This window comes from Acidaminococcus hominis, from assembly GCF_022484025.1.
Lineage (GTDB): Bacteria > Bacillota > Negativicutes > Acidaminococcales > Acidaminococcaceae > Acidaminococcus > Acidaminococcus hominis.
This window is the reverse complement of the sequence record NZ_JAKVMG010000001.1, coordinates 1,708,186-1,724,311: the sequence shown is the minus strand read 5'-3', so window position 1 is coordinate 1,724,311 and position 16,126 is coordinate 1,708,186. Positions and strand designations below refer to the sequence as shown.

Annotated in this window: 13 protein-coding genes; 9 read left to right on the top strand and 4 right to left on the bottom strand. The window is 53.6% G+C overall.

The window, feature by feature from the left end; translation table 11 throughout:
• Positions 1-9 precede the first annotated feature (9 nt).
• The 6 genes from LKE88_RS07645 to LKE88_RS07620 all read left to right on the top strand — a co-directional run bounded on the left by LKE88_RS07645 (position 10) and on the right by LKE88_RS07620 (position 8,172).
• Positions 10-966, top strand: coding sequence for a 2-keto-3-deoxygluconate permease (locus tag LKE88_RS07645; protein WP_118286713.1), 957 nt, complete (start codon positions 10-12; stop codon positions 964-966).
• A 173-nt stretch (positions 967-1,139) separates the two neighbouring features.
• Entirely contained in the window at positions 1,140-2,402 is a 1,263-nt protein-coding gene (locus tag LKE88_RS07640; RefSeq protein WP_118286714.1) for a four-carbon acid sugar kinase family protein, read from the top strand.
• On the top strand, positions 2,403-3,494 hold the full coding sequence (gene pdxA, locus LKE88_RS07635) for a 4-hydroxythreonine-4-phosphate dehydrogenase PdxA (RefSeq protein ID WP_276803240.1): 1,092 nt from the start codon (positions 2,403-2,405) through the stop codon (positions 3,492-3,494).
• A 163-nt stretch (positions 3,495-3,657) separates the two neighbouring features.
• Positions 3,658-5,535 (top strand): ATP-dependent zinc metalloprotease FtsH, encoded by a 1,878-nt coding sequence (gene ftsH, locus LKE88_RS07630; protein ID WP_105326338.1) that lies wholly within the window; start codon positions 3,658-3,660, stop codon positions 5,533-5,535.
• Between the two features lie 131 nt (positions 5,536-5,666).
• The gene (locus LKE88_RS07625) at positions 5,667-6,839 is read left to right on the top strand and encodes an MFS transporter (RefSeq protein WP_276803239.1); all 1,173 of its coding nucleotides are present in this window, start codon (positions 5,667-5,669) and stop codon (positions 6,837-6,839) included.
• A gap of 115 nt (positions 6,840-6,954) precedes the next feature.
• Entirely contained in the window at positions 6,955-8,172 is a 1,218-nt protein-coding gene (locus tag LKE88_RS07620; protein WP_276803238.1) for an iron-containing alcohol dehydrogenase, read from the top strand.
• A gap of 61 nt (positions 8,173-8,233) precedes the next feature.
• Here LKE88_RS07620 and LKE88_RS07615 read toward each other — a convergent pair whose 3' ends face one another.
• The 3 genes from LKE88_RS07615 to gltS all read right to left on the bottom strand — a co-directional run bounded on the left by LKE88_RS07615 (position 8,234) and on the right by gltS (position 12,139).
• Positions 8,234-9,889: a hypothetical protein gene (locus LKE88_RS07615; RefSeq protein WP_146109045.1), complete on the bottom strand. Its 1,656-nt coding sequence runs from the start codon at positions 9,887-9,889 to the stop codon at positions 8,234-8,236.
• A gap of 152 nt (positions 9,890-10,041) precedes the next feature.
• On the bottom strand, positions 10,042-10,896 hold the full coding sequence (locus LKE88_RS07610; protein ID WP_105326334.1) for a bifunctional 5,10-methylenetetrahydrofolate dehydrogenase/5,10-methenyltetrahydrofolate cyclohydrolase: 855 nt from the start codon (positions 10,894-10,896) through the stop codon (positions 10,042-10,044).
• A gap of 43 nt (positions 10,897-10,939) precedes the next feature.
• On the bottom strand, positions 10,940-12,139 hold the full coding sequence (gltS, locus tag LKE88_RS07605) for a sodium/glutamate symporter (protein WP_105326333.1): 1,200 nt from the start codon (positions 12,137-12,139) through the stop codon (positions 10,940-10,942).
• Positions 12,140-12,552: 413 nt separating this feature from the next.
• Here gltS and LKE88_RS07600 point away from each other — a divergent pair, with 413 nt between their 5' ends.
• Together LKE88_RS07600 and glyA are read left to right on the top strand one after the other, a co-directional pair.
• A complete protein-coding gene (locus tag LKE88_RS07600) occupies positions 12,553-12,900 on the top strand; it encodes a DUF3870 domain-containing protein (RefSeq protein WP_105326331.1) in 348 nt (115 codons plus the stop codon).
• Positions 12,901-13,037: 137 nt separating this feature from the next.
• Entirely contained in the window at positions 13,038-14,366 is a 1,329-nt protein-coding gene (gene glyA, locus LKE88_RS07595) for a serine hydroxymethyltransferase (RefSeq protein ID WP_276803235.1), read from the top strand.
• Between the two features lie 89 nt (positions 14,367-14,455).
• On the opposite strand, the gene LKE88_RS07590 is transcribed toward glyA, so the two are convergent.
• On the bottom strand, positions 14,456-15,016 hold the full coding sequence (locus tag LKE88_RS07590) for a HutD family protein (RefSeq protein ID WP_276803234.1): 561 nt from the start codon (positions 15,014-15,016) through the stop codon (positions 14,456-14,458).
• Positions 15,017-15,213: 197 nt separating this feature from the next.
• On the opposite strand from LKE88_RS07590, the gene ftcD reads away from it, so the two are divergent.
• On the top strand, positions 15,214-16,119 hold the full coding sequence (gene ftcD, locus LKE88_RS07585) for a glutamate formimidoyltransferase (protein WP_276803232.1): 906 nt from the start codon (positions 15,214-15,216) through the stop codon (positions 16,117-16,119).
• The last annotated feature ends 7 nt before the right edge of the window (positions 16,120-16,126 follow it).

Here is a 16,126-nt window from a genome sequence, read left to right as displayed (position 1 = left end):
GGGGCTATTATGAAAATATTACAGACTGTAAAGAAATGTCCGGGCGGTTTGATGATTGTTCCGCTGCTCTTGGGTGCCCTGGTGAATACCTGCGTTCCTGAATTTTGGGTAATCTTCAAAGGGACCTTTACTACCTACTTATGGAAAACTGGCGCCATGCCGCTTTTGGCAGCTTTCCTGTTCTGTAACGGGACAACCATTGATGTGAAGCAAGCCGGAACCACCCTGACCAAAGGCGTTTTGCTGACGGCCATTAAGGTGTTGGTGGGCATGGGTATCGGGGTAGCGGTCAGCTATACCTTTGGGGAAGCCGGTATCTTTGGCCTGGCACCCATTGCCATTATTGCCGCCATTGCCAACTCCAACGGGGGCCTGTATGCGGCTCTGGCTGGGGAATACGGCGATGCCACCGACGTAGGCGCTGTTTCCATCCTGTCCATCAACGATGGTCCTTTCTTCACTTTGCTGGCTCTGGGGGCTGCAGGCTATGCAGTTCCTGTTGAAGTACTGATTGGCTGCGTAATCCCCATTGTGGTAGGCTGCATTTTGGGCAACCTGGACCCGGATATCAAGAAGTTCTGTGAACCGGGGGCCAGCCTGCTGATTCCTTTCTTTGCCTTCCCGCTGGGCGCTGGCCTGACCCTGACTTCCATTGTGAAGGCCGGCCCTGCCGGTATCCTTTTGGGGGTTGCCTCCACGGTGCTCACTGGTCTTGCCGGGTACGCAGGCTACAAACTGATGCATTACAAACATGCCGAAGTCGGTGCCGCCATCGGTACCACCGCAGGCAACGCTGCCAGCACGCCGGCGGCTGTGGCTGCTGCTGGGGTTATTTCCACCGCTCTCAGCGATGCGGCTACGGTACAGGTTTCTGCCGCCATTATTACCACGGCTCTCCTGTGCCCGCTGCTGGTCACTATGCTGCATAAGCATGAGATGGCAACCCATCCGGAAGATTACAAATAAGCCTAGGGCTGGCTAAGCCTTGGGGCTGTATCAAGAGGTTTCGTTGATACAGCCCCTTTTCTTTGTAACCCGGCAAAAAGGGAGCAAAGGATTGCACGAAGGGGAGAAAACCCCTACAATAGGAAGAGCAAGTACTCCAAACAAAGGAAGCGCACAAAAGAGGAGCTGAAACTATGGAACTATTGATTTTGGCCGATGATCTGACGGGGGCTCTGGATACCGGCATCCAATTTGTAGATGAAGGGGCCAATACCCGGGTGGTGCTGGATCCCCAATATCCTTTGGAAGCCCTGGATCCCCAGGTACAGGTCCTGGTGATTGATACGGAATCCCGGCATATTCCTCCCGCCCAGGCTGCGGACCTGGTCCGTTCCATTACGGAACAGGCGGTGGCCCTGGGGGTGGCCTGCATCTATAAGAAGACGGACTCCGGCCTCCGGGGAAATGTAGGCGCGGAATTGGGCGCTCTGCTGGACGCTAGCGGCAGTACCCAGCTGCATTTTATTCCCGCTTATCCCAAAACGGAGCGGACTACAGTAGACGGAATCCATTATATTAAGGGAGTTCCCGTGGCGGACTCGGTGTTTGGCCAGGATCCCTTTGATCCGGTGAAGTATTCCCGAGTAGCCGATGTGCTCCATACCCAGACGGATTTTACGGTGCATAGCGTTGGTCTTCGGGAAATGGCCGGGGAGCAGCCCGGCATCCAGGTGTACGATGCCGTGACCCAGGAGGATATCCTGAACCGGGGGCTGGAACTGAAAAAGTTGGGACGCTTAAAAGTCCTGGCTGGCTGTGCCGGTTTTGCTTCGGTGCTGGCCCGGCTGATGGAAATTACCGGGAAGCGCCCGCCGCTGCCCAAGGCCGAAAAAGCGTTTCTTCTGGTCTGCGGCAGCGTGAATCCCATTACCCGCACCCAGGTAAAGCAGGCAGTGGACAGTGGAAGGATGGTGTATTATCCCTTAAAACCCGCCCAAAGCCTGACCCCAGGGTATTTTGCCACCCCGGACGGCGCCGTGCTTTTGGACGACCTGGCGGAGCAGCTGAAACAGGGCCGGCAGTGCCTGGTGGATACCAATGATATTCCCGGAGAAGAACCGGTGGAAGCCTACGCCGCCGATCGGGGCCTGAACCTGTCCGATGTGCGCAGCCGGATTCCGGAGGATATGGGGGCCCTGATCAAGGGCTTGCTGGACCGGCAGGTCCGGACTACCCTGATGGTAACCGGAGGGGACATTCTCATGGGCTTTGTACAGGCTCTGGGAACCTACGAGATTACCCCTATTCGGGAATTGTTTACCGGCACTGTGCTGTCCACAGTGCAGCTTGATGGCAAGACCCAGCTGCTGATTTCCAAGTCCGGGGGTTTTGGAGACCCGGATGTGATTCTGCGGCTGTTGGATACCCTGCAAACCACGACGAAGGAGGAAAAATAAATGCAAGAAAAACCCATTGTGGCCATTACCATGGGAGATCCTTTTGGCAACGGCCCGGAAATTACCGTAAAAGCTCTGCACGACCTGAAAATCTATGAACAATGCCGTCCCCTGGTGGTAGGCGATGCGTCCTGCATGGAATACGCTTTAAAGGTGGCGGAAAAGGTCAGCGGTTTTACCCTGAAACTCCATACCATCAAAGACGTAAAGGATGCCCTGTTCCAATATGGCACCATTGACCTGATCAGTCTGGATCTGGTGAAACCGGAACAAATTCCCCAGCACGAAAAGGACGGGAAACCCGCTCCCTTTGGGGTGGGGGCCTGCGCCCTGGGCGGGGAAGCTGCCTTCCAATACGTAATCAAGGTCATCGACCTGGCTATGAAGAATCAGGTGGATGCTACAGTTACCAACGCCCTCAGCAAGGAAGCCATCAATATGGCAGGGCACCATTACTCCGGCCACACGGAAATCTACGCCGAATATACCCATACCCAGCATTACACCATGATGCTGGCCCACGATAACCTGCGGGTGGTCCACGTTTCCACCCACGTCTCCCTGCGGGAAGCCATTGAACGGGTAAAGAAACCCCGGGTGCTGGAAGTCATCCGGATTGCCGATGCTGGCTGCAAGGCTTTGGGTATTGAGAAACCTAAAATCGCCGTAGCTGGTCTGAACCCCCACTGCGGGGAAGGGGGCCTGTTTGGCCGGGAAGAAATCGAGGAAATCCAGCCCGCCATTGATGAAGCTATGGCAGAAGGCATCTGCATACCGGACGGCAAGCCCACTCCGGCAGATACAGTGTTCTCCAAGGCACTGGGCGGCTGGTACGACATTGTGGTCTGCATGTACCATGACCAGGGCCATATTCCCCTGAAGGTCGAGGGCTTCGTGTACAACCATGAACTGGGCCGCTGGGATGCAGTGGCCGGGGTCAACATTACCCTGGGCCTGCCCATTATCCGGGCCAGTGTGGACCACGGCACCGGCTTTGGCCATGCAGGCAGCGGCAATGCCAACGAGCTGAGCCTGGAAAACGCCATTTCCTATGCCATCCAGCTGGGCATTCACCGGAAAAAACAAGCCTGATTGGGTAGTTTCAAGGAGCGGAGGAGAAGAAAACTTTTCCTCCGCTCCTTCTTTTTGCACTTCTCGTACAAACTGACTGTACAGTTCTGTCAAAGGGGCCGTTCTGTGCTATAATAAAACTTATCAAAGTTTCCTATTACCAGGCAGAAAGGAATTGATTGCGATGAATGAATCCGACCGCAACCCCAATAAAAGCAAGCAATATTATTATATTGCTGCCATCTTGATCATCCTGATCATCAATACCATCATCACCCCGCTGTTTTTTAAACCCCAGGTGCATGAGGTCAGCTATACCAATTTTCTGAGCATGGTGGACGAGGGAAAGGCCTCCAAGGTGGAAATCACCAAGGACAGGATTGCCCTGCTGTGCAATCAGGACGGAAAAGAACAGATTTACGTTACCGGCCGGGTGGACGACCCGGAACTGGTGAGCCGGCTGGTGAAGGCCAAAGTGGAGTTCTCCCAGGTGATTCCTAAGGAAGAATCTCCCATTACCCGGTTCTTCAACAACTGGATTTTGCCCTTCCTGATTTTCATGGTAATCGGCCAGCTGATTATGCGGTATTTGGGCCCCAAAATGGGCGGGGGCAATATGATGAGCTTTGGCAAAAGCAACGCCAAGGTGTATATCGAAGCCCAGACCGGCACCACCTTCAAGGATGTGGCTGGCCAGGACGAGGCCAAGGAAGCCCTCCAGGAAATCGTCAACTACCTGCATAATCCCTCCCGGTACACGGCCATTGGTGCGGTGATGCCCAAGGGCGTATTGCTGGTAGGACCTCCTGGGACTGGTAAGACCCTTTTGGCCAAGGCCGTAGCTGGGGAAGCCAAGGTACCGTTCTTCTCCATTTCCGGCTCCGAGTTCATTGAAATGTTTGTGGGCATGGGCGCCGCCCGGGTTCGGGACCTGTTTAAGCAGGCCCAGGAAAAGGCTCCCTGTATTGTGTTCATTGATGAAATTGATGCCATCGGCAAAAAGCGTGACAGCGGCCAATTTGGCAGCAATGATGAACGGGAACAGACCCTGAACCAGCTGCTTTCCGAAATGGATGGGTTTGACGGCAGCAAGGGCGTCATCATTTTGGCCGCCACCAACCGGCCGGAAGTGCTGGATAAGGCGCTATTGCGGCCGGGGCGTTTTGACCGGCGGGTACCGGTAGAATTGCCGGACCTCCAGGGCCGGGAAGCTATTTTGAAGGTCCATTCCCACGATGTACGCATGGATCCCCAGGTGGACTTCCACACGGTGGCTCTGGCTACCAGCGGGGCCTCCGGTGCTGAACTGGCTAACATTGTCAACGAAGCCGCCCTTAGGGCGGTGCGGATGGGCCGGACGGAAGTGACCCAGGAGGACCTGGAAGAATCCGTGGAAGTGGTTATTGCCGGGGCCCAGAGAAAGGGTGCGGTGATTTCCCAGGACGAAAAGAACGTGATTGCCTACCACGAAATCGGCCACGCCCTGGTGGCAGCTTCCCAGAAAAATTCTGCCCCCGTTCACAAGATTACCATTATCCCCCGTACTTCCGGAGCCCTGGGCTATACCATGCAGGTGGATACCCAGGAAAAGGTGCTCATGAGCCGGAAGGAATTGTACGAAAAGATTGTTACCCTGACCGGCGGCCGGTCCGCCGAAGAAGTGGTGTTCAACCTGGTAACCAGCGGCGCCTCCAACGATATTGAGCAGGCCACCAAGCTGGCCCGGGCCATGATTACCCGGTTTGGCATGACGGATGAGTTCGATATGGTTGCCCTGGAATCCGTGAATAGTGCCTATCTTAGCGGGGATACCTCCCTGGCCTGCGCACCGGAAACCGCAGCCAAGATTGACGAAGCCGTGTTCCAGCTGGTGAAGAAGGCCCATAAGGAAGCCCGGGAAATCCTGGAAAGCCGGCGGGCCAAAATGGACGAGCTGGCCCAGTACCTGCTGAAGAAAGAAACCATTACCGGGGACGAGTTCATGGCCATCTTAAACGGCAACAACCCGGATGCTCCGGCAGAAGCAGAAACGGTGGATACCACCGCCACAACAGAAAGCTAAGCAAGAACCGTACCCTGGACAGGATTTCCTGTTCAGGGTGTTTTTTTTCGCTAAGAAAATTCAGATTGTTTCTTTCAGGGCATTTCTTTATAATAATTGTAAGAGGGTGTTTAGCTGAAGGAGGAAATGGTATGGAACATGAAAAGGGGAGACCCAGTTATATGACAAGGCCCTTTATGGCTTTGTCTGCACTGAATTTTTTGCTGTACGGGATTTTTTATCTGCAAATGATGGTGGCGGCAGCCTACACCATGGATATTTTGGGAGGAGCACCCTGGCTGGCGGGGATTGCCGCAGGCTGCTTCCTGCTGTCAGCCATGGTGGCCCGGCTGTTTACCGGCCGCTACATAGAACAACTGGGGAAGAAGCGGATGATGGTCTGGGGGAGTCTGTTCTACATCCTGGTGGTACCCCTGTACTATTTTGTGACCAACGCTCCGTTTTTTATTACCCTGCGGCTGCTGCACGGCCTGGGGCTGGGGGTATCCACCTCGGCCATTGCAACCATCGTGGTAAATCTTTTGCCTCCGGAACGGCAGGGGGAAGGGCTCAGTTTCTTTTCCCTGAGCACCACCCTGGCTATGGCGGTAGGACCCATGTTGGGGATGTATCTGTACGCCAACTACAGTTTCCAGATGATTCTCCACGCTTGTATGATACTGGGAGTCTTGAGTGCTGTGGTTCTGCTGACCGCCAAGATTCCGGATTTGACGGTGGATCCTTCCAAACTGAAGGATTTTGGCAAGGGGATTTCCGGACTCTTTGAGAAAAGCGCCCTGCCCATTTCTTATATCAGCATTTTAATGTACTTTGCCTATTCCGGACTCAGCAGTTTCCTGGCATCCTATGTGAAGGTGATTCATCTGGTTCACGCTGGAAGCCTGTTTTTCCTGGTGTATTCCATCTTGATTATTGTTTCCCGGCCGCCCATGGGCCGGCTGTACGACAAGAAGGGCGCCTATGTGATTATCCCCACGTTTTTGGTTTTCTCCCTGGGGATGCTGCTTTTAAGCCAGGCCCGCTGGGAATGGATGCTGCTGCTGTCCGCCGTCTTTATTGGCTTTGGCTTCGGAAATTTTTCCACCCTGGGCCGGGCTATTGCCGTTCGGGGGCTGCCGCCCCATAAGCTGGGAATCGCCTCTTCCACCTACATTGCCGTGTCCGAATTGGGAACGGGATTTGGCCCCTTTATCCTAGGTCTTTTGATTCCCTTAACCAGTTTTCGCGGGGTGTATGTATTCCTGGCTTTGGACATTTTGGCAGCGCTGGGGCTGTACCTGAAATGGTATGGCCGGAAATATTAGACTGAAAATATACATATTATAGAAAACCTGTATACCTCGCAGGAAGGATTTGATAAAGCGGTGGCGAATATAGTCTGTATCATCAACTTTCTGTATCATGAAGGAGGACAAACGTATGAGTAGATTTACTTTGCCGAGAGATATTTACCATGGCTACGATGCCATGGACGTTCTGAAAACCCTGGAGGGCAAACGCGCCATCATCTGCACTGGCGGCGGTTCTGCCAGACGGAATGGTTCCTTGGGGAAAGCCGAAGCTTACCTGAAGGAAGCCGGCATGGAAGTGAAGATCTATGAGGGGATAGAATCCGATCCTTCCGTGGAAACGGTACTGAAAGGTGCCAAGGTTATGGAAGAATTCCAGCCGGACTGGATTGTGGCCATCGGCGGCGGTTCTCCCATTGATGCAGCCAAGGCCATGTGGATCAAGTACGAATATCCGGAAATCACCTTTGAAGAAATGAGAAAGGTGTTCGGCCTGCCCAAACTGCGCAGAAAAGCCCACTTTGTAGCCATTTCCTCTACCTCTGGGACGGCTACGGAAGTAACTTCCTTCTCCATCATTACCGACTATGAAAAGGGCATCAAATACCCCATTGCGGACTTTGAAATTACCCCGGATATTGCCATTGTGGATCCGGAACTGACCCATGGCATGCCCAAGAAGCTGGTAGCCCATACGGGCATGGACGCTTTCACCCACTCCGTGGAAGCCTACGTATCCACTGCCCACTGTGATTTCACCGATCCTTTGGCCATCCACGCCATTGAAATGATTGAACGGGATTTGGCCAACTCCTACAACGGGGATATGGAAGCCCGGGACAACATGCACGTTGCCCAGTGCCTGGCCGGCATGGCCTTCTCCAATGCCCTGCTGGGGATTGTCCATTCCATGGCCCATAAGACCGGGGCTGCCTTTGCCGACTACGGTGCCCACCTGATTCATGGGGCTGCCAACGCCATGTACCTGCCCAAGGTCATTGCCTACAACGCCAAGAATCCGGAAGCCCTGAAGCGCTACGGGGTCATTGTGGACTATATGAAACTGGGCGGCAATACCGATGAAGAAAAGGTGGCCAAACTCATTGCCTGGATTCGGGATATGCAGACCAAACTGAACATCCCCCATGCCATCAAATTCTATGGCAAGGATTCCCTGCCTGCGGAAGAAGGGTTTGTACCGGAAAATGTGTTCCTGGAAAGACTGCCCAAGATTGCGGCAGAAGCCATTGGGGATGCCTGCACCGGATCCAACCCCCGTCAGCCCAGCCAGGAAGATATGGAAAAACTGCTGAAGGCCTGCTACTACGACCTGGAAGTAGATTTCTAAGAGGGGCTGCAAAACGCACAAAAAAGCCTGGGAGCTTAGCTCTCCCAGGCTTTTTTTATAGCTACTTATTTTTGGATTCCCTGATGACATCCAGAAAATCTTGATATTCCATAGTCCGTTTTTTCAGCAGCACATCAATCTGCAGCTTTTGCAGGGGGCTGGTGGTCATGGTCCGGGCCTTTTGCAGTGCCAATTGGGCATCCTTTGGCCAGGTACTTTCCGGCCAGGCCTCCAGGACCTGCAGGGCCAGGGAACGGCAGGAATCGTAGATGGAAACCAACGCTTTTTCCACCAGGTCGCCGCAGGTCCCTGGGAAATATTGCAGGGTATCCAGCAGGGGCAGGCAGGGCTCTTCCTGTTCCAAATATAGGTCAGCATGGGCAGAAGCAAATTTGGCTGCCATGCCGGCCATTCTTTTGTGTTTGGGGTCCAGGAGAAAGCCATACAATTCCGTTTGCAGAGGATCTTTTTTCAGGATGGCCCAGAGCTCCTTGTGCAGGTCCAGCCCCAGGGCAAAGCCCATATGGATGGTGTCCAAATTGGCATTGCCGTCTTTGTCCAGCAGGTGGGCTTTGATTTGGGGCAGCCAATCGGTGGACAGGAGCAGGGTCTCGATTTTGCCAATCAGCAGGTGGAGCTGGTTGCTGGTGAGATAATCCCAGTACTGGTTTTCCGTCCATTGCTTCAGATATTCCCGCAGGTTGGTCAGGCCGGAGGCGGTGACAAGGTCCGTGTGGTGTTCTTCTGCATGATGGAGGTATGCTTCCAGCAGCTCCCACAGGTCGATGTTGGCTTTGGGTCCCTCAGGTTCCTCGGTCAAATAGATTAAGTAGTGGAGAATCAGGGTGGTCAGGTCTTGGAAGGTGTCCTCTTGCAAATGCTCATGATCCAATAGGTCCATGATATTCAGCTTGTTGAAGACCATCAGGGCCATGGCCGGATAATCGATGGTTTGCAAAAAGGCATTGTGGAGCAGCCATTTCCGTTCCTTGATTAGGTTGAACTCGCAGGCCTCAATGGCTCCCAGCCGGCCCCAGCCTCTGGTATGGGTCATCAGGTCCCACAGGTCGGAATTTTCCAGTTGGTGGCTGAGCTTTAGGGCGTAGACCACGAAACAGGTAAATTCTTCACAGCGGGCCAAGAGCAAAAGATCCTTTTTTAGCTGCCAGCAGAGGGTCAGGTTATCCTCATTTAGCAGGCAGAGCCCGGTAATGACAATGGCCAGTTTGACGGCTTCCCGGTTGACGGCCTTGTACAGCCATTCCTGGGTCAAATCCTTCAGACAGGCGGGAATGGGCTCCTGGCTCAGGGTTTCTATAACGGTATCGTAATAGAGAATGCAGGGCAGGGTGGCCGCTTTCATGTAAAAGTCGGCTGCGTGCACTGGGGTAGGGTCTTCCAGAAATGCCTGGAGTACCGTGTGTATCTGGCGGGAAAAGTTTTCTGCACGGATTTCCCGCTGCTGGGTTGAGTCTGCAGAAAGGTCGGACATCAGATAGGGATCGAAGGAACCCAGCATCGGCTGGAAGTCCAACTCGCCGGTTGCAGCGGGTTTGTCCGGCAGAATCTCCTTGGTGAAAAAGCCTTCTGCGTCAATATTTTCTTTTACATAGTCGAAAATTCCCGTGCCTTGGGTCCAGGCTGGAGTACTGTCTCCGCTGTGGCTGAAGGGATACGCAGGAAAAGAAATGCTGTTGGAATTGGTCATTGGATTCATAGTGGCCTCCTAGTTCTGGAGCTCTGGGGCTCCGATTCACAGAAAACTATTATAACATGTTCAGAATAGAAAGACTATATTTTTGGGAGGTTCACTGGGGCAGCAAAAAAATAGGAGGCGCAGGGCGTCTCCTAAAATAAGGAAAAACAAGATTATTTTTGGGTTTGGAGCTGGGCTGCCCGGATTACGTGGCTGGCCAGTACGGAGGTGGTTACCGAGCCTACGCCTCCTGGTACCGGGGTAATGGCTGCCACCACAGGGCTGACGGCGGCAAAGTCCACATCTCCGCACAGGGTGCCCTGGGGCGTGGCGTTGATGCCCACGTCGATGATGACCTGGCCGGGTTTGACCATATCCCGGGTTACCAGACCGGCATGGCCGGCAGCTGCCACGATAATATCGGCCTGCTGGCAGTAGTGTTTCACGTCCTTGGTCTTGATGTGGCAAATGGACACGGTGGCTTCCCGTTTGAGAAATTCCATGGCTACGGGCCGGCCAATCACCAGGCTGGCACCGATGACCACCACATCCTTGCCGGTAACGGGGATGCGGTAGGTATCCAGGATATGCATGCAGGCAGCTGCCGTGCAGGGGGTGAAGCCTGTAAAGGAGCCGGTGAACAAACCGGACAGGGACGTATCCGTAATGCCGTCCACGTCTTTTCTGGGATCCAGGCAGGACCGTACATAGGCATCGTCAAAGCTGGGCGGGAAAGGCCGGAAAATCAGGCAGCCGTGGATAGAGGCGTCGTTGTTGATCTGGCGGATGACGGCCACCAGCTGGTCCTGGGAAGCCTCCGGCGGGAGCACGTAGCTTTCCGTGGCAATACCAATCTTGGCGCAGCGGTTCTTGGCGCTTTTTTCGTAGCGCACGTCGCTCAGGTGTTCCCCAATCCGGACCAGGGCCAGTTTGGGCACGATACCCTGCTGTTTCAGTTTCTCCACTTCTTCCGTTAAATGGGCTGTCAGCTGGGCAGCCACTTCTTTTCCAGACAAGATTTGTGCCATAGTATTACTCCTTTTCTGATGGGATGCAAGGTAAAATGGGTGGTTACAGCAGGTTCATGAAGGCTGTAATCAGAAGCGAGTTGACAATATCCGTAAAGAACCCGCCGCAGACGGGGATAATCAGGTAGGCTTTTTCCGAAGGCCCATACACCTGGGTCAGGGAGTCCATGTTGGCCATGGCGTTGGGGGTGGCACCCATGCCGAAACCGCAGTGGCCCGCCGCCAGCACGGCCGCATCGTAATCCCGGCCGCAGAGATTGAAGGTAATGAAATAGACGAACAGACCAGTAAACAGGGTCTGCACCAGAAGAATGACAATCATGGGCGTAGCCAGGCCCGCCAGCTGGTACAGCTTCATGCCCATCATGGCCAGCGCCAGGAAGAAGTTCAGACCGATGATGCCAATGGTGCTGATTTCCTGGATGGGTACTTCAAGGCCCTTGGCATCACAGCCATTGCGGATAATGATGCCGATGATCATGGCGCCTACGTAGGTTGCCATGGTAATGTGGACGGCATCCAGGGCCATACTGACCAAGGTGCCCAAGCCCATGGCTACAAAAATCAAGGACAGGCCCCAGGTGCCCCGTTCCGGATCCAGTTTTTGGGTAATTTCCGTGTTCCGGCGCAGCTCAGCGACAGCGTCCGTATCTACATTCTGGGCGTCGGTGCTCTTCAGGTGCAGCTGCAAAATCCGTTTCCGGGCCAGGGGGTTGCCGATGACGTTGCCGGCTACCAGACCGTAGGTGGCTGCAGCAATGGCGACAGTCAGGGCATTATCCACCCCCATTTGTTCCAGCAGGGGACCAAAGGCGGCAGAGGTGCCGTGGCCGCCGGTGAGGGGCAGGGAACCCAGGGAAAGTCCCAGGAGCGGGTTCAGACCGAACAGGGAGCAGAGCAGGGCGCCTGTAGCATTTTGGATGGTAATCAGGAGAGCCACACAGACCATAAAGATGATCAGGGTCTTGCCGCCTTTTTTCAGCATGCCAAACCCGGCGGTAAAGCCCACGCTGGTAAAGAAGATGTTCATAAAGACGCTTTGCAGGGTGGTGTCCAGGGTCAGATCCAGGATGTGTCCTTCGTACAGCAGCAGGTTGACCACAGCGAAAATAATGCCGCCGATCACCGGGCTGGGAATGCAGTAGGTTTGGAAAAGCTTCACGCGCTTTTTCAGAAAGGCGCCCAGGTAAAAGACCACGACTGCCAGGCACATGGATTGGTACAGGTTGAATGCCAGTTTCATACGTTCCCCTTCTTTCTTGGAATAAAAAAAGGCCTGAACCAGCACACCACTGTGTACTGCATTCAGACCTTATCGCCGGATGGAAACAGGGCAGCTGTTTCCGCGAACATAAGGAATATGTTCTGTTTGGGCAGGAATCTTGCCTGCCCCTTAATTGGGAACATCGTAGCACAAAAGGGAATAAAAAGCAATAAAGATTTCTGAAAACGTGCTATTATCTGAATGCATACAGTATACTGTAAAATCCGTTGACATCTTTCTTCAGGTATGGTATGCTGATTCCAGTCGAACATATGGGTTTCAGGATGACCTCCTGAAATCAACGTATTTTAGGCTGACCATAGAATGAAGGACTCTTCTTTTGGTCGGCTTTTTGCTTTATTCCACCCAATAGAAAGGGGAATTGCAGAGCAATGACTGCCAAAAAGTATCCGGAGGATGCGGTGTTTGTAACGGGTGTAGCCAAGGTTTCCAAGGAAGACGCCATCAACGCCATGTACGGGATCTTTTCCCTGAGTTTGGTGCTGGACGTCCATACCAACACCATCATCGATGCCAGTGCCAACATGATCATGGAAGCCACCAATGTGTTCCTGCGGGAAATCCTGGTGGGGCATAACCTGCTGACGGACATTGATGCGCTGACAGAAATCCTGCGGAAGCGGTTCCTGGCCCTGTCCCAAAAGGCTGTGATTGCGGCCCTGAAAGATGCCCAGAACCACTACCTAATGGTGTATCCCAATGCCAAGTACGTGAAATAACTCCATAGGTCTTTTTTAAAGGTTGTCCGGCAGCCCCTGACAACCAATTTAGAGAAGGACAAACCGGTTTGCAGCTGGTGCGTCCTTCTTTTTGTCTATCTGCGGTTCCTGTGCTGCTCTTGAAAGGAGAAAACAAAATGGAAATGCCTACGAAACAAGATGCCATCAAATTGCTGGACGTGTTTGACCCGGAAATGGCCGGTCTGCTTCACAAGGAAGAAAAAAGACAGTTTGAGACCATCGGTCTGATTGCCTCGGAAAACGTGGCTTCTCCCCTGTGTACGGCGCTGGAGGGCTCCGTCTTCACCAACAAGAACACGGAAGGGTACCCCGGCAAACGCTTTGTAGGGGGCTGTGAACTGGCGGACAAGGCTGAACAGCTGGCCGTAGAGCGGGTAAAGAAGGTTTTTGGAGCAGAACACGCCAATATCCAGTCCGGCAACGCCACCATTGCCAATATGGCCGTGCTTTACGGCTTGCTGCAAAGAGGCGACACCTTCCTGGGGTTGGAACTGGACAACGGGGGCCATTTGAGCCACGGTGCCAAATTCCATTTCAGCGGCCGAGAATTCAACGCTATCCACTATGGGGTCAACAAGGAAACGGAACGGATTGATATGGATCAGGTACGGGAAATGGCCCATAAGTACCAGCCCAAACTGATTGTTACTGGGGCTTCTTCCTATCCCCGGACCATTGACTACAAAGCTTTCCGGGAAATCTGCGATGAAGTGGGAGCCTACTTCTGGGTGGACTGCGCCCATGACTGCGGCCTGATTGCCGGCGGCGCCATTCCCAGCCCGGTTCCCTATGCCGATGTGGTGACCATGTCCACCCAAAAGACTCTGCGGGGTCCTCGGGGTTGCGGGGTCATCCTGTGCAAACAAGCCATCGCTTCCAAAATTGACCGGGGCGTCTTCCCTCGGCTCCAGGGCGGTCCCAAAGGGGATATGCTGGCGGCCAGAGGCGTACTGTTCTTGGAATTGCTCCAGCCGGAATTCAAGACCTACGCCAAACAGGTCTGCCTGAACACCAAGGCTTTGGCCCAGGGCTGTGAAGAAGAAGGTATGCGCCTGATTACCGGCGGTACCGATACCCATATGGTGATGCTGGACGTAACGCCGGTGATTGCCAACGGCCAGGAAGCCGAAACCCTGCTGTGCAGCCTGGGCATGGTTACCAACAAGAACATGATCCCCTACGATACCCTGCCGCCCAGCCTGGGCAGCGGCCTGCGGATTGGTTCTCCGACCATGACCACCCGGGGCGCCAAGGAAGCGGAAATGAAGGAAATCGGCCATCTGCTGGGCCGGGCCCTGAAAAACAAGGACAACCCTGCCGTGCTGGAAGAAATCAAGGAAAGAGTGCATGCACTGGCCATTTCCCATCCTATGTTCTCCAGTGAATGGGTAGCTCCCTGCATCCGGGAGGAATTTGATAAAATGTACTGCCATCTGAAGTTCTGATTTGCCAGGAGCTGTTCCCTTTTTGGAGCAGCTCCTTTCTGCAAAAAAAGCCGGACGGCCAAAGACCATCCGGGCTAGAAGGGCATGGGTTACTGGACGGTAATGTAAATGGCCTGGACGCCGGATGCGAGGGTTAGGGCAGCCGCCCCGTCTTCTGCCTCCAGTACGTACAGGGTATCTGCGGTTAGCACCTTACCGCAAAGGACTCCCAGCGCTTTTTCTGGGTCAGCCTGGGGCGGCAAGTACACATAGCGCCGGGGTGCCGGCGTAAGGGTGTGCGACCCGGCCAAAAGTGTGTACTGAGCGGTGAGGCCTTTTTTGTACATAACATTAAAGTCCAGGGCTTTTCCCACCGAATGGGTGTGCCAGGCGCCGTCAAAATATGCTTCTTCCAGGGGCTTTAGGGTTACGGTACCTGCAGGGTTTTTCTGATAGGTCAGGGTAAAGCCGCCGGAGAGGGGGGTAATGATCCGGAGATAATCCGGCAGTAGGGTGAAATCTGATTCGGGCAGGCCCACGGTGGCGGAGCTGATCCGCAAGGTAAACTGCCGTTTGGCGTAGGAGCCATCGGCAGGGTCCAGATAAAACTCGGTGGTGGTGCCGCCGGACCAGGCCGTGGTTGTAGCTTGGGAGCGGGGAATAATCTGCATAAGCTCACCTCACAATCAAAATTTTGCGAACATTTTGCCTTTCATAGTACCGAAACGGCGTCCGTAGATGGTCAAAAAATAAAAAAATCCGATTTTTTTCCATTTAGACGTTTTTTAGTCGTGAAAAAAATAATATAATAACAGAACGGGACATAGTCCTGCCGTTCGGATTGACTATCTATTACGGAGGTGCCGTCATGGCTAAAAAGTTAGTTGAGTTTGTACCAAATTTCAGTGAAGGTCGCGATAAGGAAAAGGTAGAAAAGATTGTTGACGAAGCCCGCAAGATCAAAGGCTTGAAAATTTTGGATTACTCCAGCGATGAAGACCACAACCGTTCCGTGGTCACCATTATCGGCACTCCCGAAGCAGTGACGGAAGCCGCCATCAACATGGCCAAAACCGCCATTGAACTGATTGATATGAGAACCCATCATGGGGCACATCCCCGTTTTGGCGCAGTGGACGTAGTTCCCTTTACCCCGGTTATGGGCGTAACCATGGACGAATGCGTTGCCATTGCCAATACGGTAGGCAAAGCCTACGGGGAAATGGGCATTCCTGTTTACCTGTACGAAGATGCCTGCACCAAGGAAGAACGCCGGAACCTGGCTGCTGTACGGAAAGGCCAGTACGAAGGCTTCTTCGAAAAGATTAAGGATCCTGCCTGGAAACCGGATTACGGTCCGGCTGTCATGAACGAAAAATCTGGCTGCTCTGCCATTGGCGCCCGGGTTCCCCTGGTTGCCTTCAACGTAAACCTGCACTGCAGCGACATTGAAGTGGCCAACGCCATTGCCCGGAAAGTCCGTCACATCGGCGGCGGCCTGCGCTTTGTAAAGGCCATGGGCGTAAAGCTGGAAGAACGGAACCAGGTACAGGTTTCCATGAACCTGGTAAACTACGAAAAGACCGCTGTTTACCAAGCTTTTGAAATGATCAAAATGGAAGCCCGCCGCTACGGCGTTTCCATTGCCGGCAGCGAAGTAATCGGTACGGTGCCCATGAAAGCCATGCTGATGGCTGCTGAATACTATCTCCAGATCGAAAACTTCGATATGGATGAAATCTTGGAAAAACGTCTGCTTGAATTGGAAGAGTAAGTAAAAC